Source organism: Asticcacaulis excentricus CB 48, from assembly GCF_000175215.2.
In the GTDB taxonomy this organism is placed as follows: Bacteria; Pseudomonadota; Alphaproteobacteria; order Caulobacterales; family Caulobacteraceae; genus Asticcacaulis; species Asticcacaulis excentricus.
This window is the reverse complement of record NC_014816.1, coordinates 1,779,617-1,805,507: the sequence shown is the minus strand read 5'-3', so window position 1 is coordinate 1,805,507 and position 25,891 is coordinate 1,779,617. Positions and strand designations below refer to the sequence as shown.

Annotated in this window: 22 protein-coding genes and 1 riboswitch; of the genes, 10 read left to right on the top strand and 12 right to left on the bottom strand. The window is 59.7% G+C overall.

The window, feature by feature from the left end; all coding sequences use genetic code 11:
* The first annotated feature begins 393 nt into the window (after window positions 1–393).
* The 5 genes from ftsZ to ligA all read left to right on the top strand — a co-directional run bounded on the left by ftsZ (window position 394) and on the right by ligA (window position 8,075).
* A complete protein-coding gene (gene ftsZ, locus ASTEX_RS08310; RefSeq protein WP_013479168.1) occupies window positions 394–2,052 on the top strand; it encodes a cell division protein FtsZ in 1,659 nt (552 codons plus the stop codon).
* Window positions 2,053–2,258: 206 nt separating this feature from the next.
* Window positions 2,259–3,152, top strand: a complete 894-nt coding sequence (gene lpxC / locus ASTEX_RS08305) for a UDP-3-O-acyl-N-acetylglucosamine deacetylase (protein ID WP_013479167.1) — start codon at window positions 2,259–2,261, stop codon at window positions 3,150–3,152.
* A 95-nt stretch (window positions 3,153–3,247) separates the two neighbouring features.
* A complete protein-coding gene (locus tag ASTEX_RS08300; RefSeq protein WP_013479166.1) occupies window positions 3,248–4,156 on the top strand; it encodes an outer membrane protein assembly factor BamD in 909 nt (302 codons plus the stop codon).
* Window positions 4,157–4,207: 51 nt separating this feature from the next.
* A complete protein-coding gene (recN, locus tag ASTEX_RS08295; protein ID WP_013479165.1) occupies window positions 4,208–5,917 on the top strand; it encodes a DNA repair protein RecN in 1,710 nt (569 codons plus the stop codon).
* A gap of 64 nt (window positions 5,918–5,981) precedes the next feature.
* Complete coding sequence (ligA, locus tag ASTEX_RS08290; protein WP_013479164.1) at window positions 5,982–8,075, top strand: NAD-dependent DNA ligase LigA; 2,094 nt, start codon at window positions 5,982–5,984, stop codon at window positions 8,073–8,075.
* Window positions 8,076–8,117: 42 nt separating this feature from the next.
* Here the strand turns inward: ligA and ASTEX_RS08285 are convergent, their stop codons facing one another.
* Window positions 8,118–8,372, bottom strand: coding sequence for a hypothetical protein (locus ASTEX_RS08285; RefSeq protein WP_013479163.1), 255 nt, complete (start codon window positions 8,370–8,372; stop codon window positions 8,118–8,120).
* A 92-nt stretch (window positions 8,373–8,464) separates the two neighbouring features.
* On the bottom strand, window positions 8,465–10,297 hold the full coding sequence (locus tag ASTEX_RS08280; RefSeq protein WP_013479162.1) for an aminopeptidase P family protein: 1,833 nt from the start codon (window positions 10,295–10,297) through the stop codon (window positions 8,465–8,467).
* 81 nt (window positions 10,298–10,378) lie between these two features.
* Between ASTEX_RS08280 and ASTEX_RS08275 the strand changes: the two genes are divergently transcribed.
* On the top strand, window positions 10,379–10,924 hold the full coding sequence (locus ASTEX_RS08275; RefSeq protein ID WP_013479161.1) for a hypothetical protein: 546 nt from the start codon (window positions 10,379–10,381) through the stop codon (window positions 10,922–10,924).
* A 20-nt stretch (window positions 10,925–10,944) separates the two neighbouring features.
* On the opposite strand, the gene ASTEX_RS08270 is transcribed toward ASTEX_RS08275, so the two are convergent.
* Entirely contained in the window at window positions 10,945–12,774 is a 1,830-nt protein-coding gene (locus tag ASTEX_RS08270) for a TonB-dependent receptor plug domain-containing protein (protein ID WP_013479160.1), read from the bottom strand.
* Between the two features lie 213 nt (window positions 12,775–12,987).
* Window positions 12,988–13,176, bottom strand: a riboswitch (cobalamin riboswitch).
* 59 nt (window positions 13,177–13,235) lie between these two features.
* Window positions 13,236–13,802 (bottom strand): TetR/AcrR family transcriptional regulator, encoded by a 567-nt coding sequence (locus tag ASTEX_RS08265; protein WP_013479159.1) that lies wholly within the window; start codon window positions 13,800–13,802, stop codon window positions 13,236–13,238.
* A gap of 156 nt (window positions 13,803–13,958) precedes the next feature.
* Between ASTEX_RS08265 and ASTEX_RS08260 the strand changes: the two genes are divergently transcribed.
* Entirely contained in the window at window positions 13,959–14,678 is a 720-nt protein-coding gene (locus ASTEX_RS08260; protein WP_013479158.1) for an SDR family NAD(P)-dependent oxidoreductase, read from the top strand.
* Window positions 14,679–14,740: 62 nt separating this feature from the next.
* Window positions 14,741–15,058 (top strand): hypothetical protein, encoded by a 318-nt coding sequence (locus ASTEX_RS08255; RefSeq protein WP_013479157.1) that lies wholly within the window; start codon window positions 14,741–14,743, stop codon window positions 15,056–15,058.
* On the opposite strand, the gene ASTEX_RS08250 is transcribed toward ASTEX_RS08255, so the two are convergent.
* Genes ASTEX_RS08250 through ASTEX_RS08235 form a run of 4 tightly spaced genes read right to left on the bottom strand, consistent with a single transcriptional unit; the run spans window position 15,059 to window position 18,887 of the window.
* Entirely contained in the window at window positions 15,059–16,093 is a 1,035-nt protein-coding gene (locus ASTEX_RS08250) for a sulfate/molybdate ABC transporter ATP-binding protein (RefSeq protein WP_013479156.1), read from the bottom strand. It abuts the gene before it with no gap.
* An 11-nt stretch (window positions 16,094–16,104) separates the two neighbouring features.
* Window positions 16,105–16,950, bottom strand: a complete 846-nt coding sequence (cysW, locus tag ASTEX_RS08245) for a sulfate ABC transporter permease subunit CysW (RefSeq protein WP_013479155.1) — start codon at window positions 16,948–16,950, stop codon at window positions 16,105–16,107.
* Between the two features lie 2 nt (window positions 16,951–16,952).
* A complete protein-coding gene (cysT, locus tag ASTEX_RS08240) occupies window positions 16,953–17,846 on the bottom strand; it encodes a sulfate ABC transporter permease subunit CysT (protein WP_013479154.1) in 894 nt (297 codons plus the stop codon).
* A 12-nt stretch (window positions 17,847–17,858) separates the two neighbouring features.
* Window positions 17,859–18,887, bottom strand: a complete 1,029-nt coding sequence (locus ASTEX_RS08235; RefSeq protein WP_013479153.1) for a sulfate ABC transporter substrate-binding protein — start codon at window positions 18,885–18,887, stop codon at window positions 17,859–17,861.
* A 242-nt stretch (window positions 18,888–19,129) separates the two neighbouring features.
* Between ASTEX_RS08235 and metC the strand changes: the two genes are divergently transcribed.
* Together metC and ASTEX_RS08225 are read left to right on the top strand one after the other, a co-directional pair.
* The gene (gene metC / locus ASTEX_RS08230; protein WP_013479152.1) at window positions 19,130–20,293 is read left to right on the top strand and encodes a cystathionine beta-lyase; all 1,164 of its coding nucleotides are present in this window, start codon (window positions 19,130–19,132) and stop codon (window positions 20,291–20,293) included.
* A 66-nt stretch (window positions 20,294–20,359) separates the two neighbouring features.
* Entirely contained in the window at window positions 20,360–21,091 is a 732-nt protein-coding gene (locus ASTEX_RS08225; RefSeq protein WP_013479151.1) for a helix-turn-helix transcriptional regulator, read from the top strand.
* A gap of 170 nt (window positions 21,092–21,261) precedes the next feature.
* On the opposite strand, the gene ASTEX_RS08220 is transcribed toward ASTEX_RS08225, so the two are convergent.
* From ASTEX_RS08220 to gap, 4 genes are all read right to left on the bottom strand, one after another.
* Window positions 21,262–21,738, bottom strand: a complete 477-nt coding sequence (locus tag ASTEX_RS08220; RefSeq protein ID WP_013479150.1) for an Hsp20 family protein — start codon at window positions 21,736–21,738, stop codon at window positions 21,262–21,264.
* Window positions 21,739–21,989: 251 nt separating this feature from the next.
* Window positions 21,990–23,030: a class II fructose-bisphosphate aldolase gene (gene fba / locus ASTEX_RS08215; RefSeq protein WP_013479149.1), complete on the bottom strand. Its 1,041-nt coding sequence runs from the start codon at window positions 23,028–23,030 to the stop codon at window positions 21,990–21,992.
* Between the two features lie 136 nt (window positions 23,031–23,166).
* Window positions 23,167–24,360, bottom strand: coding sequence for a phosphoglycerate kinase (locus ASTEX_RS08210; RefSeq protein WP_013479148.1), 1,194 nt, complete (start codon window positions 24,358–24,360; stop codon window positions 23,167–23,169).
* A gap of 433 nt (window positions 24,361–24,793) precedes the next feature.
* On the bottom strand, window positions 24,794–25,816 hold the full coding sequence (gene gap / locus ASTEX_RS08205) for a type I glyceraldehyde-3-phosphate dehydrogenase (protein ID WP_041658606.1): 1,023 nt from the start codon (window positions 25,814–25,816) through the stop codon (window positions 24,794–24,796).
* Window positions 25,817–25,891 lie beyond the last annotated feature (75 nt).

Below are 25,891 nucleotides of genomic sequence, written 5' to 3'. Positions count from 1 at the left end.
ATCCACAGTTTTAGCGGGACGCTTTCGGGCGTCCCGTTTGCGTTTGAGCGGTATGTGGCTGCACGGTACTCGTGTTAATGCGCGAGTAAGGATTCCTGATTCCTGATTAACCTTCTGTGCATAAATAGCCGTAATTTTGGCCATTTTCGCTTGGTGGCCTGCCGCTTGATTCGGATGGCAGGACGGAAATTCATCAAGCGGTAACTTTTGTTAAAATTTATCTGAAAAAGACCTTCAAATCGCTGCGACTCAAGTTATCGGGTAACTATTCATTAAGCATATTCGATGTCTCATGATCGATGCTTGTGAGCGCTTTTGGCAAAAGCGCCGGGTCGATAATTGGACGGGAACAAAGGTCGCCCGGACAGGGTCACGGAAGGTTGGTCTGATCACATGGCTATACATCTCTCGGCGCCGCGCGCCACGGAATTGAAGCCCCGCATCGTCGTTTTCGGCGTCGGTGGCGCGGGCGGCAACGCCGTTAACAACATGATCGAGGCGGGCCTCGAAGGGGTTGAGTTTGTCGTCGCCAATACCGACGCGCAACAACTTCAGTTTGCCAAGACTGACCGTCGCGTTCAGCTTGGCGTCTCTCTGACGCAAGGTCTGGGCGCGGGTGCGCACCCGGAAGTTGGTATGACCGCCGCCGAAGAGTCGGCGCATGAAATCGGTGAGCACCTTGAAGGTGCGCACATGGTCTTCATCACCGCCGGTATGGGTGGCGGAACCGGCACGGGCGCCGCGCCGATCATCGCCAAGACGGCGCGTGAACGCGGTATACTGACCGTCGGTGTGGTGACAAAACCTTTCATGTTCGAAGGCCGGCATCGTATGCGTCTGGCCGATGCCGGTATTGCGGAGCTTCAACGCTATGTTGATACGCTGATCGTCATTCCGAACCAGAATCTTTTCCGTATTGCCAATGAGCGCACCACCTTCGCTGAAGCTTTTGGCATGGCCGATCAGGTCCTGCACTCGGGTGTGCGCTCCATCACCGACCTGATGGTACTGCCGGGCCTGATCAATCTTGACTTCGCTGATGTTCGCTCGGTGATGTCCGAAATGGGCAAGGCTATGATGGGGACGGGCGAAGCAACCGGCGATGACCGCGCGCTTCAGGCGGCGCAAAACGCCATCCAGAACCCACTGCTCGATGAAACCTCACTCAAGGGCGCCAAGGCAGTGCTGGTCAATGTCACCGGCGGCCTCGACATGACCCTGCTCGAAGTCGATGAAGCGGCCAACGCCATTTCGTCGGAAGTCGATCCGGACGCCAACATCATCTTCGGCGCGGCCTTCGATCCGTCGCTGGAAGGCAAGTTGCGGGTGTCGGTCGTGGCGACTGGCATGGACTCCGCTGCCGCGCAGCAACAACCGCCGATGCCGCAGGCTTCGGCTTCGACCCCACCGCGTCAGTCTATCTACATCACACCCGGCCGTCCGGGTCAGGCTCAGCCGGTTCAGACGGTCGCCGTTCAGGCCCCGCTCAGCCAGACTGCTGCGGCGCCTGCACCGCAACCGGCTCCGTTTCAACCTGCCCCTGTGGCCGAAACCCCGGTGCAACCGGTCTATCAGCCGGAGGTGCGTCTGGAACCTGCCGTCGCAGCGCCTGCGCCGCAGCCGGTTCCGGCCCCTGTGGCTCAGCCTGAGCCGCGTATAATTGCGAAAATCGTCGATCCGTCGGTCGAAGACGACTTCGATATTCCCGCCGTTCAACCGGCATCACAGCAGGTGCAGCGCGAAATTCCACAGCGTCCGGTTGCAGGCTATGGTACTACGCGTGCTCCTGAGCCCGCCCGTCCTGCCGTACAGTCGCCCCGTGAAGAAGATCGTGGTGGACTGTGGCGGGGGCTGTTTCCCAAGCGCAGTGACGTTCCGGTGACACAGACCCCGGAATACCGTCAGCCTTCGGCGCTGGCCCCATCCCCCTATGCGACCGCATCAGCCCCGCAAGCGGCCCCTCAGACCGCTGCCAAATCAGACGTTCTGCCGGGTATGGAAGCGGAGGATGATCTTGAAATCCCATCCTTTCTTCGCCGCCTCGCGAACTGAAGAAGACCCTAGTGTCTGATTAAAGCCCACCGCCTACGCGGTGGGCTTTTTCTTTTGGCTTGAAGGCGTTACGTTGGTGCCTCGCCCGTTAATCATGGCGTTACAAACCGTAATTCATGTTTAGTTGAGGCGAGGGGGTGTCGGGGCGTATAAACTGACGTGAGCGGAAACCTTTCCGCGCGTTCTTTTTTGGGTTTATGCGTTCCATGTCGCCTGACCACCACGAACATACGATTGCCGTTCCTGCCATCTGCGCGGGCGTCGGCCTGCACACCGGTCAACGTGTGCGCCTGTCCGTGCGTCCGGCGTCCGCCGGTATGGGCATCGTGTTTGTGCGTACCGACGTCTGCGACCGCGACAATCGCGTGCCGGCACGTGCCGACTTGGTCACGCAGACCCGTTTAGGCACCGTCATCACCAATGCAGCGGGCGTATCCGTTTCGACTATTGAGCACTTGATGGCCGCTCTGTCTGCGCTGGGCGTTGATAATGCCCTGATCGAATTAGATGGTCCGGAAGTGCCGATCATGGACGGTTCGGCTCAGCCTTTTGTGCAACTGCTGGATCAGGCCGGTTTCCGTCGTCAGGCGCAGCCGCAGCAGGTCATCGAAATTCTCAAGCCGGTCGTGGTTGTGGAAGGCGATAAGCGCGCGGCCTTCTATCCGGCTGAACGTTTTGAAATGCACTTTGAAATCGACTTCCCCAGCGCCGTCATCGGCCATCAGGAAATTGAAATCGTCGTCACAGAAGACACTTTCCGCACCGAGTTGGCCGCGGCCCGCACCTTTGGTTTTGTCGAAGGCGTCGAAGCCTTGCGTGCAGCCGGTCTGGCGCGTGGCGGCTCGATGGACAATGCCATTGTCATCGACGGTGACCGTGTGCTGAATGTCGAAGGCCTGCGCTTTGCAGACGAATTCGTGCGTCACAAGGCGCTAGACGCCATTGGTGATCTCTACGTGCTCGGTATGCCCATTCTTGGCAGGTTTGAAGGAATCCGTGCAGGTCACGGCCTTAATAATGCCGCGGTCCGTGCCCTACTGTCGCAACCGGATGCCTACCGGATCGTGACCCGCGCCCCCGTGCTCCAGCAGGTTGGTTAAAACCTGTTGGCGTTTGTGGCGCGCCGTTGTAGAGCTATCCTCCATAAAGCGTTAAGACTGCCGGGCGACTGACACCGGCCTGATGAGGATTTATCGTGCCGGCCTATACGACTTCGATCGCTTCTCCCTCCTTCGGCAAGACCTCGGCAAAGCTTCTGCTGCTGACGGCGCTGGCGGCTGTGGCCCTCACGGCGTGCGCCGGTAAGCCCAAGCAACGCACGCGTCTTGTGTATGAGGAGCGCCCCGTCGAAGCGCTTTACAATACAGGTATGCAGCGTCTGGATGAAAAGAGCTGGAACGAAGCGGTGGATTACTTCGAAGAGGTGGAGCGTCAGCACCCATATTCGGAATGGTCGCGCCGCTCGATCATCATGGAAATCTACGCCCACTATCAGGCCAATGATTACAACGAATCGACGGCGGCAGCTGAGCGGTTCATCAAGCTTTATCCGGGTTCGCCCCTGACCCCCTATGCCTACTACATGCGGGCAATCAACTATTTCGAGCAGATCGTCGATGTTGGCCGGGATCAGGCTTATACCGAGACGGCGCAGGCCTATCTGCGTGAAATCGTGCAGCGTTATCCGGGCACCGAATATGCCCGGGACGCCCAGGTCAAGCTCGACATGGTCTATGACCAGTTGGCGGGTAAGGAAATGGAAATTGGCCGTTTCTATCTTGCGCAGAACCAGCCGCTGGCGGCCATTGGTCGCTTCAAGACGGTCATCACTCGCTATCAAACGACTTCGCACACGCCCGAAGCTCTCTATCGCCTTGTCGAAGCCAATCTGATGATGGGCATTACCGACGAAGCCAACCGCAATGCGGCGGTGTTGGGCTACAACTATGCGGGCGATCGCTGGTACACTGCGGCCTACAAACTTATGCAGGAACGTGGGCAGCCGATGGACATCAAGCCACTTCCAGTTGCCGAAAAAACCAAACCCGCGAAAAAAGAACAAAAAGAGAAAAAGAGCTGGCTAAGCCGCATCAACCCGATGTAATCTTAGAGAAACAGCCGTGAGCCGACTCACGGCTTTTTCGTCAGGGTTTTCATGCTCACACGCCTGTCTATTCAAGACGTTGTGCTCGTTGATCGGCTGGATCTCGATATCCGGCAGGGCCTCTCGGTACTGACCGGTGAAACCGGGGCAGGCAAATCCATCATTCTCGACAGTCTGGGTCTGGCCACTGGTGCGCGCGGCGATGCCGGGCTGATCCGTGCAGGCGCGCCACAGGCTTCGGTCACCGCCGAGTTCGACCTGGGCGCCGGCCACCCGCTTTATGAATTTCTCGAAGACAAAGGGCTGGCCGTAGAGCCTGGTGAGCCGTTGCTCCTGCGCCGTGTGGTCAGCCGTGACGGGCGCTCCAAGGCCTTTGTCAATGACCAGTCGGTGTCGGTCAGCGTGCTCAAGGCGCTAGGTGACGGCCTGCTGGAAGTGCATGGTCAGCATGAAACGGTTGGCCTCCTCGATCCGCGCACGCACGGGGCCATGCTCGATGCGTATGGCGGCTGTGAGGGTGCGCTGGTGGCCACGGCGGCTGCCTTCCGCACGCTCAAGGCCCTGCGTGATCAGTACCGCGACCTCAAGCGGCAATCGGACAATGCGACGGCCGAAATCGAAGAACTGACCTTGCGACTTCAGGAACTGGACCGTCTCAATCCATTGCCGGATGAGGAGGCACAACTCGCGTCTGATCGCGCGCTTCTGGGGGCCTCAGAGCGGGCGCTAGAAGATATCAATGAGGCGCGCACAACGGTCGGCGGCGATCAGTTGTCGCAGCGCCTTTCTAAGGCCTTTCGCGCCCTCGATCATGCCCGAACCCGTGCGCAGCAGGCCGGAGCGGGGGAGGGTCATGCGGTACTCAAGGCGCTCTCCGATGCCGCCGAAGCGCTCGACCGCACCCTGATTGCCGCCGATGAGGCGCTAGCCCTGATGGATGCGGCGGCAGATGCGCTGGACGTAGAGCCAGGCAAGTTGGACCGCGTTGAGGAGCGTTTGTTCGCCCTGCGGGCTATGGCGCGCAAGCTGAATATTTTGGTCGAGGATCTGCCCCGAAAACGCGCCGAGATCGCCCAGTCTCTAGGTCGTATCGAAGATGCCGATGCTGAGCTGAAGAAGCTGGCTGCAGCGATTGCCGCCGCAGAGCAGGCCTTCAATACAGCGGTTGAAAACCTGCGGCAGAAGCGTCTGGCGGCCGGTGAGGCGTTGAGTGCCGCCGTAATGGCCGAACTGGTGCCGCTCAAGCTGGACAAGGCGGCTTTCCGCGTCAACCTCCGCCCGCTTGAGCCGGAAAAATACGGGGCGACTGGCGGCGATGTGATTACGTTTGAGGTGCGCACCAATCCAGGCGCTGACTGGGGGGGGATGGCGGCTATTGCGTCGGGCGGCGAACTGGCGCGCTTTGCCCTGGCGCTGAAGGCGGCTCTATCGACCCGGGGCGGCGAAGACGCGGCCGGTCCGGTGATGATCTTCGACGAGGTCGATCAGGGTGTGGGCGGTGCCGTAGCAGATGCCGTGGGTTTGCGTCTACGGAAGTTGGCCCAGCGCTCTCAGGTGATCGTCGTAACCCACTCGCCGCAGGTGGCCGCGCGCGGCGATCAGCATTTGAAGGTGTCGAAGGCCGATGCAGGTGAGGGGATGCGCTCGCGCGTCGTCGAACTAAATAAGGACGAGACGCTGGAAGAACTGGCCCGCATGTTGTCGGGCGCCGAAATCACCCCCGAAGCCCGCGCCGCCGCGATCGCGTTGGTGAAAGGGTAGAAAAGCACCTCCGCTGAAACGCCAGTTCGGCGCCCCCAAATCAGGGGAGTGATAAAGACAAGCTATGACCACACACCCACCCGATACGGCGCAGACGCGCCACGCACAGCTTTCTACCGAGATCAAGCACCACCGCGATCTCTACTATAATCAGGAAGCGCCCGAACTCACTGACGCCGAATACGACGCGCTGGAGCAGGAGTTGCGCGCGCTGGAGGCGCAGTATCCGGACCTGCATACGGTCGATAGTCCGACCGAACAGGTGGGGGCCGAGATTTCGAGCAAGTTTGCTCCGGTTCAGCACGGCGTGCCCATGCTGTCGCTCGACAATGCCTTTGCGCCGGAAGACGTGGCCGATTTTGAAAAGAGCATCCGTCGCTTCCTGCGCCTGCCGCCGGAAGAGGAGCTGGCTTTCGCGGTGGAGCCCAAGATCGACGGTCTGTCCTGTTCGCTGCTGTACGTGAATGGCAAGCTGGTGCGGGCGGCGACGCGCGGCGACGGGCGCACGGGCGAAGACATCACTGAAAACGTACGTACCATCAAGGACGTGCCGCACGTGTTGAGCGGCAGGGACCATCCCGAACGCATCGAAATCCGCGGCGAGGTCTATTACCCGCTGGCCGATTTTGCGGCCATGAACGCCAAGTCCGCCGAAGAGGGCGGTAAGGTTTTTGCCAATCCGCGCAATGCAGCGTCCGGCGCGCTGCGGCAACTGGATGCCACTATTACCGCCTCGCGGCCACTGCGCTTTTTCGCCTATACCTGGGGAGAGGTCAGCGATCCGCGGTTTGTCACGACACAGACCGAAGCGCTGGCCAAGTTCCACGAATGGGGGTTTCAGGTCAATCCGCGCTCGGCCACGACCGAAAACAGCGATGGTTTGCTGAAGATTTATGAAGCGATTCAGCGCGACCGGTCGAGCCTCGGTTACGACATCGATGGCGTGGTCTATAAGGTCGATCGGCTTGATTATCAGCGCCGGCTGGGCTTCGTCTCGCGCTCGCCGCGATGGGCCATTGCGCACAAGTTTCCGGCGGAACAGGCCCTGACCCACCTTAAGGCCATCGACATTCAGGTCGGACGTATCGGCACGCTGACGCCTGTGGCGCGGCTGGAGCCGGTTAATGTTGGCGGCGTGGTGGTGTCGAACGTGACCTTACACAATGCCGATGAAATCGCGCGCAAAGATATCCGCATCGGCGATCTGGTCCGGGTGCAGCGCGCGGGAGATGTCATCCCGCAGATTGTCGGGGTCGAGCTATCTGAGCGTCAGGAGGGCACGGAACCCTATGTATTTCCGACGGTCTGCCCATGTCCGCTGAAAACCGCTGTGGCGCGCGAGTTAAACCTGAAAGGTGAGGAGGGGGTGGCGCGTCGCTGCTCCGGCGAACACGCCTGCCCGCATCAGCGCGTCGAATATCTGAAATACGTCGTCAGCCGTAAGGTGCTCGACATCGAGGGCCTGGGCGAAAAGCAGCTTCAAAAGTTTAGCGAAGAAGGACTAATCCGTGAACCGGCGGACATCTTCACGCTCGAGGCGCGCGACAAGACGTCCCTGACGCCGCTGCGTAATCGCGAAGGCATGGGCGAGACCTCAGCGCGCAACCTGTTCAAGGCCATTGAAGATCGCCGACAACTGCCGCTGGACCGCTTTATCGCCGCTTTGGGGGTCAAGGGGGTGGGGGAGACCACGGCGCGTCTGCTGGCGCGGGCCTATCACTCTGAAAGCACCTTCCGCGACGCTATGATAGCGCTGGCTGCGGGGGATGAAGAGGTAAAGGCGGCGCTCGATAATATGGATCAGGTTGGGCCGTCTTTGGTGGCTGCGCTGATCGAGTTCTTCTCCAATGACCACAATGTCGGCATCTATATGCGCTTTGTGGCGCAACTCAGCGTTCAGGATGCCGAGGCCGTGGCCGGTGATTCGGCGGTGTCGGGCAAGACGGTCGTGTTTACGGGCACGCTGGAGAAGATGACGCGTGATGAGGCCAAGGCGCAGGCCGAACGGTTGGGGGCCAAGGTAGCGGGTTCAGTCTCGGCCAAGACGCATATCGTAGTCGCGGGACCGGGCGCGGGTTCAAAGCTCAAGAAAGCCGCGGAGCTGGGCGTTCAGGTGATGACCGAGGACGAATGGCTGGCCTTTATCGGGGCGGTGTAAGGCTTTATCCTTCCCCACTTAAAAAGCAGGGGAGGACTAAAATCAATCCAACGCGGACGCGAAATAGGCCTGTTCCTGCGCTGTCAGTTGAGGTTCAGGGAACAGGGTGCGGTCGGCTACAGACACCATGCCAAACAGGGCGATCAGTCCGGCCACAAAGCCCGTGCCGATCAGGAAATGCTTGCGGGCAGCCTTGCGCGCTTCGGCTTCGGGCGAAAGGGCGCGCGCCGGGCTGTGTGAAACGGTGAACTGACCGAAGGTGTCGGTGGCGGGTTGAAAAACGGTGCTGGTAGGCATGGTGTCCCTCCGCATACAGATGGCTACGAGGACACCTTACCTACCGCCGGATAAGGGCTCAGGCCGTTCTGATTTTGAAGGATATAAAGCCTTTATAAAGGGGCGCAGGCGGTTGTAAGCCAGTCTGCCACCTCCGGCTTTACGCGCGGCGACAGCAGACGCAGCACCTCGGCATGGTAATCATCTATATAGCGGCGCTCGGCCTCGGTCAGCAGCGACACCTCGATCAGGCTGCGGTCAATCGGTGCCCAGGTCAGGTTCTTGAAACCAAGCATCGGGCGTTCACCCCCGGCAATGGGGGCAGCGTCGGTGATGTATTGCAGGTTCTCGATACGGATACCGAAGTCACCGGCCTTATAGAAGCCCGGCTCGTTGGAAACGATCATGCCGGGTTGCAGGGCATAGGCATTGAGCGCCTTGGCGATGCGCTGCGGGCCTTCGTGCACCCCCAGATAGACGCCGACGCCGTGGCCCGTGCCGTGGTCGTAGTCAAAGCCGGCGTTCCACAGGAACTGCCGCGCCAGCACGTCGAGATGCGTGCCGGTTGTGCCCGCCGGGAAGCGAATGGTGGCCAGTGCAATATGCCCCTTGAGCACCAGAGTGAACATGCGTTTGTGTTCGGCGTTTGGCGTGCCAATGGCGATGGTCCGGGTGACATCGGTGGTACCATCAACATATTGCCCGCCGGAGTCGACCAGCAGCAGATTGCCCGGCTTAATGCGTATATTGCTCTGTTCGGTGACGCGGTAATGCGGCAGGGCCCCGTGCGGGCCGAAGCCGGAAATGGTGTCGAAGCTGAGGTCCTTCACCAAACCCGACGCGATGCGTAGGCTCTCCAGCTTTTGCGCCACTTCGATTTCGGAGGGCAGGGCGGTCTGCGCCTCGGTGGCCACCCAGTAGAGAAATTCGCTGAGGATGGCCCCGTCGCGGATATGGGCTTCGGTGGTCCCGGCGATCTCTGCCGCGTTTTTGCAGGCGCGCGGGATAAGGCAAGGATCATCGCCCGCAACGGCGCTGGCCCCGGCCCCTTCGATGGCTTCCACCCACCAGGCCGAGGACCAGTTGGGATCAACCAATATGCCCTGACCGGATAAAGCCGTTAGCGCCGCGGGGATGTCCGTGGGCGTTTTCAGCGCCACCTCATTGCCCAGCCATTCGCCCAGACCTTCCGTCACCTTGGCCGGTTCGAGGAACAGCTCCGCCGTGCCATCGGCCTTGAGCAGGGCCTGGGCCAGTGGCAGGGGCGAGCGGATGACGTCACCGCCGCGCACATTGAATAGCCACGCGATAGACGACGGCGCCGTGATCAGGGCCGCAGCAACGCCCTTCTGGCGTAGGCTTTCGGCGAGTTTGGCGCGCTTGTCGCCTGACGCCACCCCGGCAAATTGCAGAGGCTGCGGCACCACCGGCGTCATCGGCTGGGCCGGGCGCGCCGCGCCCCAGGCGAGGTCGATAGGGTTGGGATCGACGGCTTTCAGGTTGAGGCCGACGCGGGTAGCCGCCTGTTGCAGCGCCTTGAGCGCCGCCGGGCTGTGCAGGCGCGGATCAAAGCCGATGACGCTGCCGCGCGGCTGAGACGCGATCTGTTCGGCGATAGCCGTAGCGGTGAAATCGACGACCTCGAACACCGAAGGATCAGTCTGTTCGCGCGATTGCAGGGTGTAGCGGCCATCGGCAAACAGGATGGCTTTGTCCTTAAGGATCAGGGCCGCACCGGCTGAGCCGGTAAAGCCCGATACCCACGCCAGACGTTCATTGGCATCAGGCAGATATTCGTTCTGATGCTCGTCCTCGTGCGGGACGATAAAGCCGTCGATACCGAGACCGGCAAACTGCGCGCGCAATGCAGCGACGTTGGTCACGCCCTGCGACGGATGGGTGGTGACGCTGTAGGTCTGAAAGGTGTGGGCGGTATCGGCGGTCATGGTGGGGCCTCTGGAAATCAGTTGCCTCTATATAGCCCTGCGTGATTTGGTTTCAAATCATGAGTTTATGAGGGGTGGATTATGCGCTTTGTATGGACGATCGGATTCTCGTTCACGGGGTTCTTTCTGATCTCGAACTCTCTGTTACAGACGGTGTGGGTTGGTGGAATGAACGGTCTGTGGATGTTTCTGCTGTCTGGCGGCGCTGTAATCGTTGGTCTTATGGCAAACATCTGGGTTGCCGCCGTTGGTGTGATTTTGAATCTGGCGCTGAGATATCTGTTTGGCGATGTGGACCTAATTTGGGACGCAGTGGCTTTTGCCGCAGGCCTGTGCCTCTTTTTTATAGGTTCCAGCTATCGTTGCCCGCGCTGTGAACTGTCTCTGATCAAGAATACGTGGAACCGCTGGTCAACGGCCAGCATACCCAACCATTGTACGGTCTGCGGTCGAACCCGTGCGGATGTCCGTCCTTTTCAATATGCCCTGTGCCCTGAGCCGTGGGACGGGCAATATCACGACGAGGGGGGCGGACCGTTCCCGACAGACCTCGATGTGGCCGATATGGCACTCTATCACGCTCAGAAACGCTACAAGAAGAAACAGTTCAAAAAGGCCCGACGTTAGCTGCCGGGCCTTTCTTTCAGTCAATATTTAGCGCGCAGGCCCAGCCACAGTCGGCGACCGACGGAGCCGTAGTTGGCGGCGGTCTCATAGTCTTCGTCCGTAGCGTTTTCGACGCGCGCGACCAGCGTCATCGTTTCATTCAGCGCATAGCTGGCGCGCAGATCGAGCAGTGTGTAGGCGTTTAGTCGACGGGTATTGTAGATATTCTCGAACGACTTACCCGCATAGCGTAGCGAGGCCCCCAGTTCGAGGGCGTCCGTTGCCTGCCATTCAATGCTGGCATTGGCCAGATGACGGGGTGCACGGCCCAGATCGTTGCGGAAGGTCGCGCTGCTCGGGGCATCGTCGCGGGCGACGATGTGGCTGTAGTTGCCCGACAGGCGCACGTTCGCTGTCAGATTCGTCTCGCCATCCAATTCGATACCATAGGCCTTGGTGCGGGCGATATTGCCATAGAGGAAGGACGACATGTCATAGTCGATCTGATTGTCGGTCTTACGCCCGAACAGCGACACGCCGAGACGGCTGTCGTTGGTACCGTGATAATCGACGCCGACGTCGAGATTGGTCGCTTCCTCGGGCTTGAGCTTGAGATTGCCTGACCAGCCGTCATAGAGCTGATACAGGCTGGGGGACTTGAAACCCTGACCGAGGCTGCTGCGCAGTACCAAAGACGGCGACAGAGCGTAGGCGATGGCTACCTGAGCGATGGAGTTGCCCCCAAAGACCGAATGATCATCATAGCGCAGGCTGGCGTTCACTGTCAGGGCCTGCGTCACCTCCTGACGCAGTTGCGCAAACAGGCCATTGAGGGTGACGCGCTTGTTTAGACCAGAGGCAATAGCTTGCGAGCGCTCGCTCGACGCGCCGAAGACGAGTTTGGACGACTCCGACAGGGCCAGAGCTCCGGTGTAATCGAAGCTGGTCTGACGCCCTTCGAACGGATAGGTGGTGGCATTTGCGAGGTCAGAGGTGGAACGCTTCGTCGTGCTGTAGCTGAGGGTGAAGGTCTGCTTCAGCGCGCTGCCAAAGGCTTGCGTGTAATAGCCGAGGCTGGCCAGATTTTCGTTCTGAAAACCGGTGTCTCGGGTATCGGCCAGTTGGAACGCCGCATTATAGCCGTCGAAATCGTACTCGCTTTCGGTGCGGGCCAGACGGGCGCGCAGGCCTGATGTGTCGCTCAAGGCGTAGTGCAGATAGGTGTTGAGGTGCTTCTGCGTAAAGCCGTCCTTTTCCGCCGCTCCGCGCAGCGACGACACGCCGTCATCGTCGATATACGACGCCGCTAGACGCCAACTCAAAGGGCCCGTCTTGCCGCCGATACCGGCCTTGCCTACAACGTATTCATCCAGGCCTTCGATGGAGCCTTGCGCCTCAAAAGGGGCCTGGGGCATGCGGGTCGTCACCGACACCACACCGCCGATGGCCTGAGAGCCCCACAGGGTCGACAGCGGGCCGCGCAGGATTTCCACACGCACGGCATCGTTAAGCGCCAGCAATCCGAGGTTTAGCCCGCCTCCTATCATCGACGGGTCGCCCAGCTTCACGCCATCGACGATAAACAGGCTGCGGTCGCTTTCGGCGCCGCGAAAGCGTGCCGTGCCGGCCTGACCGTGACCGCCGGTCTGAGCGATAGAGACGGACGGGGTGAGGGCGATCAGGTCTTTAAGAAAGACCAATTGACTGCGTTCTATGGCGGCGGCATCAAACGTGCTGACACTCTGCCCCACCTTTGACAAGGCCACGGGTTCGCGGGTCAGGGTGACGACCACCTCTTGCGGGGCGTCTTCGGCCAGCGCAGGCGAGGTGAGGAAGGCGGCAAACGCGACGCCGCAAAAGAAGGTTTTCAAGATCTTATGCCTATTCACAACAGGACGAGCGCCCCGGACGGACCGGCGCGCACAACGAATCGTCTCTGAGGAAGGCCTTTGTCAGAGCGCATTTCGATTGCATCGAAACCATGCTCTAGATTTTGGTTAAAGCGCTTTTTCATCCGAAAAGTGCGTCACACTTTCGGCAAGCGCTCAAAGGCTTATCCGCTCTTGTGGCACACCCCGACCACGCGAAGGACGACAGCAGGGGCAGGTCTCCTGACTCGCGTCTCAGGCGCGTTTCGCCGCCTTCCCGGTACAAAGACAACCAGTGGCATATGGCGGAACACTCGACGCTTACAGTTGCGGGGACAGCGCAGGCCTTGCACCTGCTTCCCTTTTAAGCCGCATCTCTGCGGCACCGTCTGCACAGTGTCGGGGTAGGGGAGCAGGACGAGAAGGTCAAGCGCGGGGCGCGTGTATAAAGGCAAGTGTGGCGCTTAGGACGCGGTATCTGTGCCTAACAAGACCCGCAGCACCGACTTGGCCGTGTCGAAGGGGGCCGGGTTGCGCGTCGCCTGAGCGGCGACAACCGCGCCATTGAACAGCACCATCGCCTGATCGGTCAGAGCGTCGGGGTTTGCATGGCCGGAAAGGGCGCTCAGTTCACGGACGAGGGCGTGCATATCGGCGAACATGGCTGTGGCGGCGGCCTCAATTTCCGGCTGACGGCCGCCAAATTCCTGACGCGCCGAGATGGCCAGACAACCACGGAAACAACCTCTGGCAAACAGGCTCTGGCGCAGATCGAACAGGGCCATCAGGCGCCCCTTCGGATCGGGGCTCAGCGCTTCGACCCCGGCGCGCAGTTGCGGAAGGGATTGTTCGCGGTAGTGATCGACCAGTTCGGCGATCAGCGCCTCCTTGGACGGGAAGTATTTATACAGGGTGCGTTTGGAAATGCCGGTATCGGCCATCAGCGTATCGACGCCCAGACCGAAGCCGTGATCATAGAACAGCTCAAAAGCGTGGTTGATAATATCCTGTTTTTTTTGCGGTTTGGTCATGAGAGGGCTTTTAACAGCAAGGGGCGGGAAGCTTGTGGAGTGGCCGGTGAGCAAAAATTATAGCCTGCCGGCTTGCAAAAGTAAACAGATCGGTTTACATCGGCGACATGTAAACAGATCTGTTTACTTTTTAAGCATGAAACCTAGGAGCCTGTTATGTCCCTCTCCAACCAAGTCATTCTCGTTACCGGTGCCAATCGCGGCATTGGTGCCGCCACGGTGCGCGCACTGCTCACCCACGACGTCAAAAAGGTCTATGCCGCGGCGCGTAACCCCGCCTCTCTGCCGGATTTTGCGGACCCGCGTGTCGTGCCGCTGGCGCTTGATATTACCAATGAAGCTCAAGTGACCGCTGTCGCCGAAGCGGCGGGGGATGTCGATATTGTGGTCAACAATGCCGGAACGGCGGTGTTTTCGGACGTGCTTAACAGCCCGCTGGACGTGGTCGCTGCCGATTTCGACACCAACCTCTATGGGACACTGCGGGTCATGCGCGCGTTTGCGCCGAAGCTGGTTGCCAAGGGCTCAGGTACGATTGCCAATGTCATAAGCGTCGTGGGCCTTGTCGCCGCTGCGTCTTTGGGCGGCTATTCGGCGTCCAAGGCGGCATTGTTGTCGGTCACGCAGTCGGCGCGGGCGGGCCTGAAAGGCACGGGCGTCAAGGTGCTGGGTATATTCCCCGGTCCAATCGACACCGATCTGGCGCGCGATATTCCTATGCAAAAGGCAACGCCGGAAACCGCGGCCAAACGCATAGTTGAGGGTCTGCAAGCGGGTGAGGAATATATCTTCACTGACCCGGTGGCGGATCATATCGGCGATACGTGGCGTACCAATGCACCGGCTCTTGAGGCGGCAATGGCCGGAGCGGAGTAACAGATAAGCCCTTCCTCGGAAGGGCTTTTTTATCTACGATTGAGTCGATAAGGGAGAGCTAAATGAAGATGTTTGGCGGGGTTCTTCTGGCTGTGTGCGGCCTCGGAGGATGCGAGAAAGCGGTCAAATACCCTGAGATTAGCCCGATGTCTCCTGAGGTAGCTAAGCGATGCGACTACCTCGCTATTGGGGCGCGAGCTATAGAGGCTCAAGTACCGGGATATAAGGCTGCTCATGTCGAGGAGCGATTGGTAGTGGAGCCCAGAAAGGATAAGGTTGATGTCTATTACCAGCTGCCCAACTTTTCCGTGGGGGGCTCAGGACATGCGATCATTGATCCTACGGATTGCACGGTGGTTAAGGTGTTCTTTGACGAATGATCAAAACGCATACACCTTCGACGGGCGCAGAAAGACCGTGTCGTTCAGGCGTAGGTCAGAGGCCTCTGAGTCGTGAGCGTGCTGGGTTTCGAACACCTGACCTGTCGCGCTTTGTAGTTCCAGACGCAGATTGGCCCCGGCGGGCAGGAGGGACAGCACTTTGGCTTCAAAGCCTGGCCCCTCGCGATGCAGATGCGTATCGAAGGGGCGGAAACGCACGGTCTGCGCGCCTCTGAGAGACCTCGGGCTGACGACCGGAGCGCTGAAGCCGCCGAAATCGGCCACGCCTTCCGACAGGCTGGCCGGCACCTGATTCGACGTGCCCAGAAAATCGAAGACAAAGGCCGACTGCGGATGGCGATAAAGCTCCAGCGGCTCGCCAATCTGTTCGATCTGGCCGTCTTTCAGCACCACCACACGGTCGGCAAGGTCGAGCGCCTCTTCCTGATCGTGGGTCACAAAGAGGGTCGTGACGCCCGTCTCATCGTGAATGCGGCGCAGCCAGCGGCGCAGATCCTTACGCACCAGCGCATCCAGCGCGCCAAAGGGTTCATCAAGCAGCAGAATACGCGGATTGATGGCCAGAGCGCGCGCCAGCGCGACGCGCTGGCGTTGCCCACCCGAAAGCTGGCTGGGGTAGCGCTTGCCGAGGTCTTCGAGCTGGATCAGTTTCAAAAGGCGCTGCACCGTGGCCTGAATCTCGGCCTTTGACGGGCGCTCCTTTGCCGGGCGCACATTGAGGCCAAAGGCGATGTTCTGGGCCACGGTCATGTGGCGGAACAGGGCGTAAGACTGAAACACCATGCCGACGCGGCGATCACGCGCCGAAAGCGTCAGGTAATCGAGACCATCGAAGTCGATACTGCCTGTATCCGGACGATCGAGCCCGGCTAGCAGGCGCAGAAGCGTCGTCTTGCCCGAACCTGATGGGCCCAGCAGGGCCAGAAACTCGCCCGGCTGGGCTTCGAACGACACGTCGTTGAGCGCGGCGAAGTCGCTGAAGCGTTTGGTAATGTTTTTGACGACTAAAGACATAAAAAGCTCAATCAGTGGCGGCGGTTGGCGGCCAGTTCGTCACCGAAGCGCCATTCCAGCAGGGTTTTCAGGACCAGCGTCACAAGCGCCAGACCCGCCAGCAGCGTCGCGGCCCCAAAGGCCCCCACACTGTCATATTCGTTGTAGAGCACTTCGATGTGCAGGGGCAGGGTGTTGGTCAGGCCGCGAATATGGCCCGACACGACCGACACGGCGCCAAATTCACCCATGGCCCTCGCGGTACACAGAAGCACGCCATAGGTCAGGGCCCATTTGATATTGGGCAAGGTGATACGAAAGAAGACGTCCCAGCCCGAAGCCCCCAGCGTTACGGCAGCGATTTCTTCGTCCGTGCCCTGATCCTGCATCAGCGGGATCAACTCGCGCGCCACAAAGGGTAGGGTAACCAGCACAGTGGCGATGACGAGGCCGGGCAGGGCGTAGATGATCTTGACATTACTGGCTTCGAGCACGCTGGCGAACCAGCCGTGGGCCCCGAACAGCAACACCCACACCATGCCTGAAATGACCGGCGAGATGGTGAATGGCAGGTCGAGCACCGACAACAGCAGACCCTTGCCGGAAAAATCAAAGCGCGTCACGCACCAGGCAGCCGCGATACCGAAGACGGCATTGAGAGGCACAGCGATGGCGGCGACCGTCAGGGTCAGCCGGATGGCGCTCAGGGCGTCAGGCTGCACGATCGCTGACAGATAGGGCTGAATGCCCTGCTTGAAGGCTTCGGCCAGCACATTGACCAGCGGAAGGACGATGACCAGCGCCATCCACACGGCGGCCAGCGTCATCAGCAGAAAGGCGGCGGGGGTCTTGGGTTTTTCGGGGGCGCGGGCTCTCATGTTCAAGCGCGTCCCCGGCGCGAGAGCAGCAGCTGCAGGGCATTGACCAGCAGCAGGCTAAGGAAGGCGAGGCTCAGCATCGCCACCGCAATGGCGGCCGCCCCGGCATAATCGAACTCTTCCAGTTTGATAACAATCAGAAGAGGCGTGATTTCCGACACAAAGGGCATATTGCCGGCGATAAAGATGACCGAGCCGTATTCACCGACTGCGCGGGCAAAGGCCAGTGAGAAGCCGGTCAGAAGGGCCGGCGCCAGCGATGGCACGATGACGCGCAGGGTGGTTTGCAGAGGCGTGGCCCCAAGAGTGGCGGCGGCCTCTTCGACCTCGGCATCGAATTCGGCTAGAACGGGCTGTACCGAGCGCACGATGAAGGGGAGGCCGACGAAGACCAGAGCCACGAAGATACCGAGCGGCGTGTAGGCGATCTTGATACCTAAGGGGGCGAACAGGCTGCCGACCCATCCATTGGCGGCGTACATTGAACAGAGCGACACGCCGGCCACGGCGGTGGGCAGGGCAAACGGCAGATCGACCAGCGCATCGACTAGTCCCTTGCCCGGAAAATCATAGCGTGTCAGCACCCAGGCCACAATCAGTCCGGCAAACAGATTCACCAGCGCCGCCAAAAGTGAAGTGGTGAAGGTCAGGCGCAAGCTGGCCAGCACGCGCGGATCGCTGATGGTCTGCCACACACCATCCAGTCCATGCTCCCACGGACGCGCCAATAGGGCAGCCAGCGGCAAGACCACGATTAGCGACAGATAGGTCAGCGTGATGCCCAGCGACAGGCCAAAACCCGGCAGGACGCGCGCCTTGTGCGTCGCCTTGGGCGGCTTGTAGCCTTCGGTCGCCAGCGGAAGATCGCCCGGCGTGGGGGTGGCGTTGACGGTCATAAAGGGCTGGGCTTACTTGTTCAGTTTGACTTGCAGCGCATCGAAGGCCGCGCCTGCCGAAAAGAAATCGGCGTGCGCTTTTTTCCAGCCGCCGAAGTCGCTGTCCACTGACAACAGCCGCAGTTGCGGGAACGTCTGCGTGAACTGCGAGGCGACGGTTTCGCTGACCGGACGGTAGAAGTTTTCGGCGACCAGCTTTTGTGCGTCGTCGTCGAACAGGCCCTTCACATAGGCTTCAGCCAGTGCGCGCGTGCCTTTCTTATCGACATTCTTGTCCACTACGGCGACCGGCGGCTCGGCGCGAATCGACAGGGACGGATAGACGATCTCGAAATCTTTGGACCCGCTGTCCTTTAATGCCAGCAGGGCTTCGTTTTCCCAGGCCAACAGGACATCGCCCTGACCGCGCTGAACGAAGGTGGTGGTGGAGCCGCGCGCCCCGGTGTCGAGCACCGGCACGTTGCGGTAAAGCGCTTCGATGTAGGCCGCCGGTTCTTGACCCTTGGTTTTGGCCCAGCCATAGGCGGCTAGATAGTTCCATCGTGCGCCGCCCGAAGTCTTGGGGTTGGGGGTAATAACGCCGATGCCCGGCTTGATCAGATCGCCCCAGTCCTTAATACCGTTGGGGTTGCCCTTGCGCACAAGAAACACGATGGTCGAATAGTAGGGTGTCGAATTGTGCGGCAGGCGTTTAATCCAGTCGGCGCTGATCAGGCCCTTTTGGGCAATGGCGTCGATGTCGTGGGCGAGCGCTAGAGAGACAATATCGGCATCGAGCCCTTCGATTACGGCGGTCGTCTGTTTGCCGGAGCCGCCGTGGCTCTGATTGACTGTCACGGGAGTCTTCACCTTGGTGGCGAACAGCTTGTTATAAGCAACATAAAGCTCACGCGTCGGGTCGTAGGAAACGTTCAGCAGAGTCTTGGCCGATGCGTCACCGGTTTGTCCGCAGGCCGCCAGAGCCAGGGCCGAACCCGTAAGGCCAGCCGCCGTCGCGCCTTGGAGCAGCCTACGGCGGGAAAGAACAACAGATCGGGTCATGGTCGGTCTCCTGTACGGAAAAGGCCGGTTACGAATGCAATTTGGTAGGAATTTTGCGCGCGTCTTTTGGTAACGCCACAGCCTACCCCATGACGCAGCATATGCCAAATCCATGACAATTGGTCAGACGACGATTTTTACCGGGTCGGATTAGTCGTTCTAATCTGCGATCTGGTCAATCTTCACTTGCGCCTGACGCCATTCGGCGGCAGAGCAGTCATCGTATACGAAAGGCCCTTCCCATGCGTGAAACCACCCGCGTTATCTCTCCGGTTCTGGATAAGCCTCGCAGCCGCCGCGCCGTCAATACGGGCGTCGAGCGCGGATCGACCGTGCTGATGGAAAGCGCGGAGGTGCTGTATCGCGACGATATCAAGCCGACCTATGGAACCGAAGGACTTTCGACACAGCGCGAACTCTGTCGCCTGCTCGCTGAACTGGAGGGCGCGGAAGAGGCCTTTATCTTGCCCAGCGGTCTGGCGGCGCAAACCCTGCCCATTTTCGCGGTTCTGAAAGCCGGCGACCACGTGCTAGCAGTCAATTCGGCTTATCGTCCGGTGCGGCGGTTCCTTGATACCCAACTGGCGCGTTTTGGCGTCGATGTCACCTGGTATGCGCCCTCAGCCACTCCTGACGAAGTGATGGCGCTCGCCACCGAAAAGACCAAGCTTATCTATCTCGAAAGCCCTGGCTCTCTGACCTTTGAAATCCAGGATATCCCTGCCATTGCCGCAGCCGCTAAAGCACGTGGTATACTGACCTTCTGCGACAACACCTACGGGGCGGGTGTGCTGTTCAAGCCGTTGGCGCACGGGGTCGATATGTCCATGCAGGCTCTGACCAAATATGTCGGCGGCCATTCCGATGTGCTGATTGGCTCCGTGGCGGTCAATGATTCGGCGCTGGCCAAGGCGATTTACGATGCCATCAAGGCGTGGGGCTTCTTCACCTCGGCCGACGAATCCTATCTAGCCCTGCGCGGTCTGCGCACCCTGCACCTACGTCTTAAACAGTCGGGCGAGGCGGGTTTGAAGGTAGCGCAATGGCTTGCCACGCGCCCCGAGGTCATCCGCGTCGTCCACCCTTGGCTGGACAGCCATCCGGCCAGCGACGTCTTCCGCCGGGATTTCAGCGCGCCCAATGGCCTTTTTCTCGTGGTGCTCAGAGGCGACGGCGAACCGGCCTCGCAGCGCTTTCTGAATGCTCTTAAACTGTTCGGGTTGGGTTTTTCATGGGGTGGCTATGAGAGCCTCGCCGTCAATTGTGAGCCGCAATTCATCGGTCGTCACAAGCTGACGCCCGAGGACCATGCGCCGCTGGAAGGCAGCTATGTGCGCCTCTATATTGGCCTCGAAGACCCCGATGACTTGATCGCCGATATCGAACGGGCTTTGGCCGTTTTGTAGATTTTGTTTTTGCTTTGTTCTGGCCTTTGCGCTATGTCAGGAGTGGACTGACGCAGGGGAAGGGATATGTCACGCGCCGCCCGGCTTTTGAATTTGCTACAGATTTTGCGTCGGCACCGCTATCCGGTAACCGGTGATTGTCTGGCGCTGGAGCTGAACGTCTCGCTGCGTACCCTCTATCGGGACGTCGACGCCTTGCGCGCGCAGGGGGCCGATATCGAGGCCGAGGCCGGGGTGGGCTTTCTGCTGCGGCCCGGTTTCATGCTGCCGCCTCTGATGCTGTCGCACGATGAGATTGAGGCCATTGCGCTGGGCGTCAAATGGGTGGCCGGGCGCACGGACAAGGCAATTTCGGCGGCGGCGGTCAATGCGCTGGCCAAGATTAATGCCGTCCTTCCCGATGATATGCGCGACAGCCTGCAAACGACCGGCCTGATGGTGCCGCCGCCTTGGAAAGACACCGAGGTGACGGAGTTTGAAGACCGCTACCTCAAAATGATCCGGCAGGCGCTGAAGTCCGAACGTAAGCTCATCATGGACTATAGCGACGTAAAAGAGGCGACGACTGAGCGTATCGTCTGGCCTGTGGCGCTGGGCTTTTACGAGCGGGCGCGGCTGCTGGTTGGCTGGTGCGAATTGCGGCAGGATTTCCGGCATTTCCGCTCTGACCGTATTCTAAATCTGAGCGTTGCTGATCAGCGCTATCCGACGCGGCGTACGACACTGCTCAGGCAATGGCGCGAGCAGGAAGAGGCTATGTACCGGGCCTACGAGGCGCGTCAGGCCGAGACGGCATAAAAAACCGGAAGCGCGGGGCGCTTCCGGGGAAGTTTCGGAGGGGGAGAGAGAAGGGGCGGGTCGCATCTCTCATCAGAGAGATAAGAGAGACGCGGCCCATTCGGTCGGTGATCAGGATCAGGAGCACCGATACGCGCCGACCGAAGGGGCATTCAGTGCACACATTACGCTTACTCGGCGGCCTCCAGTGCCTGCGAGGTATTGCCAGATGTTTTGATGGCGATTTGCTTTGGCTTCTTGGCTTCCGGAATTTCGACTACCAGATTTAGGGTCAAAAGCCCGTTAGCCAGTTCGGCCTCGGTGACGCGGATATGGTCGGCCAACTGGAAGCGGCGCTCAAAGCTGCGTTCGGCCAGGCCGCGATGCAGGAAAGTGCGTGACCCGTCTTCGGCGTCCTTCTTGCCGGTGACGGTCAGAACGTTTTCCTTCACCTCGATATTCAGTTGATCAGGGCGGAAGCCAGCGACGGCGATTTCGATGCGGTAGGCGTCGCCATCCCCATCGGTGCCGGTGGCAATGCGTTCGATATTGTAAGGCGGCCAGCCCGGCGCGGTGTCGGTCCGCGCGGCGGAATCGAGCAGGCTGACCAGACGGTCAAAGCCGACAGCGCTGCGGTACAGGGGGGAAAAGTCGATTTGAGTACGCATAAAAGTCTCCTTATCCAAAGCGAGATAGACAGCGGCGTAGAGCTGTCTTGGGTTGTTGGTTGGATCGCTTGAGCATCCCCAAAACGGGCGATGAAGCGGTCCAGAAAGACCCGGTGTCGGCGTCTTACGTCTATGGATTTGGGGAGGATTGGCGCCGCTTCAAGAGGGCAAATGCAAAAAAAGCGCAGGCGAAGGACCTGCGCTTTTTCGCTTCTTATGCCTCTCCGGCAAGCCAGAGAGGTATGATTTTCTTAGGCCAGATAGTATTTCGCCATGCTAGACAAAGGCTTGGCCTTGATCTTCGAGGCATTGCCCGCCGTGCCGAACTGTACAAAGCGGTCATAACAGACCTGCTGCATCGCTTCTTTTGCGGGTTTCAGGTACGAGCGCGGATCGAAGTTGGCTGGATTTTCGATAAAGCATTTGCGGATCGTGCCGGTGATGGCCATGCGGCAATCGGTGTCGATATTGATCTTGCGCACGCCGATCTTGATGGCCTTTTGCAATTCTTCGACCGGCACACCGTAGGTTTGCGGCATTTCCCCGCCATAGGCGTTGATCAGGTCCTGTAGCTCTTGCGGCACCGAGGACGAACCGTGCATGACAAGGTGGGTATTGGGCAAGCGTTTGTGGATTTCGGCGATGACGTGCATGGCCAGCACTTCACCGTCCGGCTTACGCGAGAACTTGTAGGCGCCGTGCGAGGTGCCCATTGCGATCGCCAGGGCATCGACATTGGTTTTGGCGACGAAATCCACAGCCTGATCCGGGTCGGTCAGCAGTTGTGAATGGTCGAGCACGCCTTCGGCACCGTGGCCGTCTTCGGCTTCGCCCATGCCGGTTTCCAGCGAACCCAGCACGCCAAGTTCGCCTTCGACCGACACGCCGCAGGCATGAGCGAAATCGACGACGGTTTTGGTTACATTGACATTGTACTCATAGTCGGCGGGCGTCTTGGCATCGGCCATCAGCGACCCGTCCATCATCACCGACGTAAAGCCGTTCTGGATGGCCGTAGCGCAGGTCGCCGGGGAATTACCGTGGTCCTGGTGCATGACGATAGGTAATTCCGGATAGATTTCGACCAGGGCGTCGATCATCTTGGTCAGCATGGTGTCGTGTGCGTAGTTGCGTGCGCCACGCGATGCCTGAATAATAACCGGGCTTTCGGCCTTGCGGGCGGCGTCCATGACCGCCAGTCCCTGTTCCATATTGTTGATATTAAAGGCTGGCACGCCGTAGTCGTTCTCGGCCGCGTGGTCGAGAAGCTGGCGCAGACTGATACGAGCCATGATAAATTTCCCTCTTTCATATGCTCAGTGAGGACCTTGCGGATTGGCCGGTTTCCGGTCTCAGGCCGCAAGGTCTGAAAATCATTTAAATATTAGACCCTCTGGCTCCCTGACGCCAGAGCGATAGCCTCTTCACTTAACCGAGTGCGGAGACGCCGGGCAAGTCCTTGCCTTCCATCCATTCCAGAAACGCACCGCCCGCCGTTGAGACAAAGGTCATGTCCTGCACCACACCGGCGTGGTTGAGTGCAGCAACCGTATCACCGCCACCAGCCACGGCGATCAGCTTACCCGATTGCGTTTGTTCTGCCGCAAATTTCGCTGCTTCGACGGTCGCGGTGTCAAACGGTGGCAGTTCGAACACACCTAGAGGCCCGTTCCAGATCAGGGTTTTGGAATTGTCGATGACGTCTTTCAGTTGTGCCACCGTCTTGGGGCCCGCGTCGAAAATCTTGTCATCACCGCTCAGCTCAGCCCCCAGATCAACGATGCGATTGGGCGCGTGCGCCTTGAATTCCTGCGCCACCACTACATCGAGCGGTAGCAGGATGCGGCAGCCTTTTACTTCTGCCTCTTTCAGGATTTCGAGGGCCGTGTCCTTGAGGTCTTTTTCGCAGAGGGAACCGCCGACTTCGTGTCCTTGGGCATAGAGGAAGGTGTTGGCCATGCCGCCGCCGATGGCCAGCGCATCGAGCTTGCCCACCAGATTTTTCAGCAGGTCGAGCTTCGTGGACACTTTAGAACCGCCGACGATACCGATGGTCGGGCGTACGGGCGTGCCCAGCGCGGCGTTCAGGGCGTCCAGTTCGCGGCGCATCGACTCTCCGGCATAGGCGGGCAAAAGCTTCGCGACGCCTTCGGTCGAGGCATGGGCACGGTGGGCGGCGGAGAAAGCGTCATTGACGTAGATATCGCCGAGTGCCGCCAGTTGCGCCGCAAAGTCGGGATCGTTCTTTTCTTCGCCCGCATGGAAGCGCACGTTTTCTAGCAGGGCCACGCCCCCGGCGGGCAGCAGTTTCAGCACATCAGCAGCATCTGCACCCACGCAGTCATCGGCAAAGGCGACGGTGGTTCCGAGCAGCGCTGACAGGGCAGGGGCGACGAACCGCAGCGACATTTCCGGCACGACCTTGCCCTTTGGGCGGTCGAAGTGCGCCAGAAGCGCGACCTTTGCGCCGAGCTTTTGCAGCTTTTCGATGGTCGGCAAAGCCACCTTCAGGCGCGTATCGTCGGTGATGCGACCGTCTTCGACCGGCACGTTGAAATCGACGCGCACCAGCGCGGTCTTGCCGTGAAGGTCGGAAATATCATCAAGGGTTTTGAAGGTCATGGGGTCTCGCTTTAGGGTCAGAATCTGTAAATGGAGCCGATAATGCCTGAAAAAACACCCATCCAACAACAATGCTGTCGATCAGCGTGGACAGCAGCTGGGATAGGTAGGCTAAAGGCCGGTTGGAGAGGATTAAGTTTCCGTTCTTAATTATTTCATCATGAGGATCGAGAAAGTGGTTTTGAGAAAATTATATAAATTTCAATGGGATTTCTGAAGAACTATAAATGCGACGGCTAGAGGCGTTAAGAGTGACAGACATATCGGCGAAGCGACAAACGGAGCGCCGGTTAGGAAACTACCTCCCAGCCACTACAGGAACCTGATGTTCAACTCCTGCTGAGGGCGCCTCAGACGTGATGTTTCGCGTCCCCGATAGCTGTGCCTTTACTTGAGAAAACCCCGCCGGATCGCTCCGGCGGGGTGTGTCATCTTACAGGAACTTGCCAAGAGCGACGGCAGTGTCTGACATGCGGGTCGAGAAACCCCACTCATTGTCGTACCAGGTCAGGATGCGCACGAACTGACCGTCGATGACCTGCGTCTGCTTGAGCGCGAAGGTCGAGGAGGCCGGGTTGTGGTTGAAGTCCGAAGACACCAGCGGCTCATCGGTATAGGCGAGGACGCCCTTCATCGGGCCGTCGGCGGCGGCGATAATGGCGGCATTGACCTCTTCGACCGTTACTGGGCGCGACGGTACAATCTTGAGGTCCACCACCGAGACGTTTGGGGTCGGCACGCGGATCGACGAACCGTCCAGCTTGCCCTTCAGGTGCGGCAGGACGAGGCCCACGGCCTTGGCGGCCCCGGTCGAGGTCGGGATCATGCTCAGCGCCGCGGCGCGGGCGCGGTAGAGGTCCTTGTGCATGGTGTCGAGTGTCGGCTGATCACCCGTATAGGAGTGGATCGTCGTCATGTAGCCGCGTTCGATGCCGCACAGATCCGACAGGACCTTGGCCACTGGCGACAGGCAGTTGGTGGTGCACGAGGCGTTGGAGATCACGGTGTCTTCAGCGGTCAGGGTGTCGTGGTTGACGCCATAGACGATGGTCTTGTCGGCATTGTCGCCGGGAGCCGAAATGATAACCTTCTTGGCACCGGCTTCGAGGTGGGCCGAGGCCTTTTCCTTCGAGGTGAAGATGCCGGTGCATTCCATGGCGATATCGACCTTGAGCGCGGCGTGCGGCAGCTCGGCCGGGTTCTTGATTGCCGTCACCTTGATCGGGGCATAGGTCTTGCCATTGGCGGTGATGATCAGGCTGTCGCCATCGACCTTGACTTCGGCCGGGAACTTGCCATGCACGGAGTCGTAACGCAGCAGGTGGGCGTTGGTTTCGACCGGGCCGAGATCGTTGATCGACACCACTTCGATGTCGGTACGGTTGTTCTCGATGATCGAACGCAGAACCAGACGGCCAATACGACCAAATCCGTTAATCGCCACACGTAAAGTCATTGTCACATCCCTTGTGCTCAGGGCCGTCGAAACCGGCGGCAAATCCATGTTTTTGCGACCTTGGTTTTGTCCCTA

Bases quoted from the DNA above. Each gene is read 5' to 3' on its own strand.
- ftsZ (WP_013479168.1), top strand. From the start codon at position 394: ATGGCTATACATCTCTCGGCGCCGCGCGCCACGGAATTGAAGCCCCGC.
- lpxC (WP_013479167.1), top strand. From the start codon at position 2,259: ATGTCGCCTGACCACCACGAACATACGATTGCCGTTCCTGCCATCTGC.
- recN (WP_013479165.1), top strand. From the start codon at position 4,208: ATGCTCACACGCCTGTCTATTCAAGACGTTGTGCTCGTTGATCGGCTG.
- ligA (WP_013479164.1), top strand. From the start codon at position 5,982: ATGACCACACACCCACCCGATACGGCGCAGACGCGCCACGCACAGCTT.
- ASTEX_RS08285 (WP_013479163.1), bottom strand. From the start codon at position 8,372: ATGCCTACCAGCACCGTTTTTCAACCCGCCACCGACACCTTCGGTCAG.
- ASTEX_RS08280 (WP_013479162.1), bottom strand. From the start codon at position 10,297: ATGACCGCCGATACCGCCCACACCTTTCAGACCTACAGCGTCACCACC.
- ASTEX_RS08275 (WP_013479161.1), top strand. From the start codon at position 10,379: ATGCGCTTTGTATGGACGATCGGATTCTCGTTCACGGGGTTCTTTCTG.
- ASTEX_RS08265 (WP_013479159.1), bottom strand. From the start codon at position 13,802: ATGACCAAACCGCAAAAAAAACAGGATATTATCAACCACGCTTTTGAG.
- ASTEX_RS08260 (WP_013479158.1), top strand. From the start codon at position 13,959: ATGTCCCTCTCCAACCAAGTCATTCTCGTTACCGGTGCCAATCGCGGC.
- ASTEX_RS08255 (WP_013479157.1), top strand. From the start codon at position 14,741: ATGAAGATGTTTGGCGGGGTTCTTCTGGCTGTGTGCGGCCTCGGAGGA.
- ASTEX_RS08250 (WP_013479156.1), bottom strand. From the start codon at position 16,093: ATGTCTTTAGTCGTCAAAAACATTACCAAACGCTTCAGCGACTTCGCC.
- cysW (WP_013479155.1), bottom strand. From the start codon at position 16,950: ATGAGAGCCCGCGCCCCCGAAAAACCCAAGACCCCCGCCGCCTTTCTG.
- cysT (WP_013479154.1), bottom strand. From the start codon at position 17,846: ATGACCGTCAACGCCACCCCCACGCCGGGCGATCTTCCGCTGGCGACC.
- ASTEX_RS08235 (WP_013479153.1), bottom strand. From the start codon at position 18,887: ATGACCCGATCTGTTGTTCTTTCCCGCCGTAGGCTGCTCCAAGGCGCG.
- metC (WP_013479152.1), top strand. From the start codon at position 19,130: ATGCGTGAAACCACCCGCGTTATCTCTCCGGTTCTGGATAAGCCTCGC.
- ASTEX_RS08225 (WP_013479151.1), top strand. From the start codon at position 20,360: ATGTCACGCGCCGCCCGGCTTTTGAATTTGCTACAGATTTTGCGTCGG.
- ASTEX_RS08220 (WP_013479150.1), bottom strand. From the start codon at position 21,738: ATGCGTACTCAAATCGACTTTTCCCCCCTGTACCGCAGCGCTGTCGGC.
- fba (WP_013479149.1), bottom strand. From the start codon at position 23,030: ATGGCTCGTATCAGTCTGCGCCAGCTTCTCGACCACGCGGCCGAGAAC.
- ASTEX_RS08210 (WP_013479148.1), bottom strand. From the start codon at position 24,360: ATGACCTTCAAAACCCTTGATGATATTTCCGACCTTCACGGCAAGACC.
- gap (WP_041658606.1), bottom strand. From the start codon at position 25,816: ATGACTTTACGTGTGGCGATTAACGGATTTGGTCGTATTGGCCGTCTG.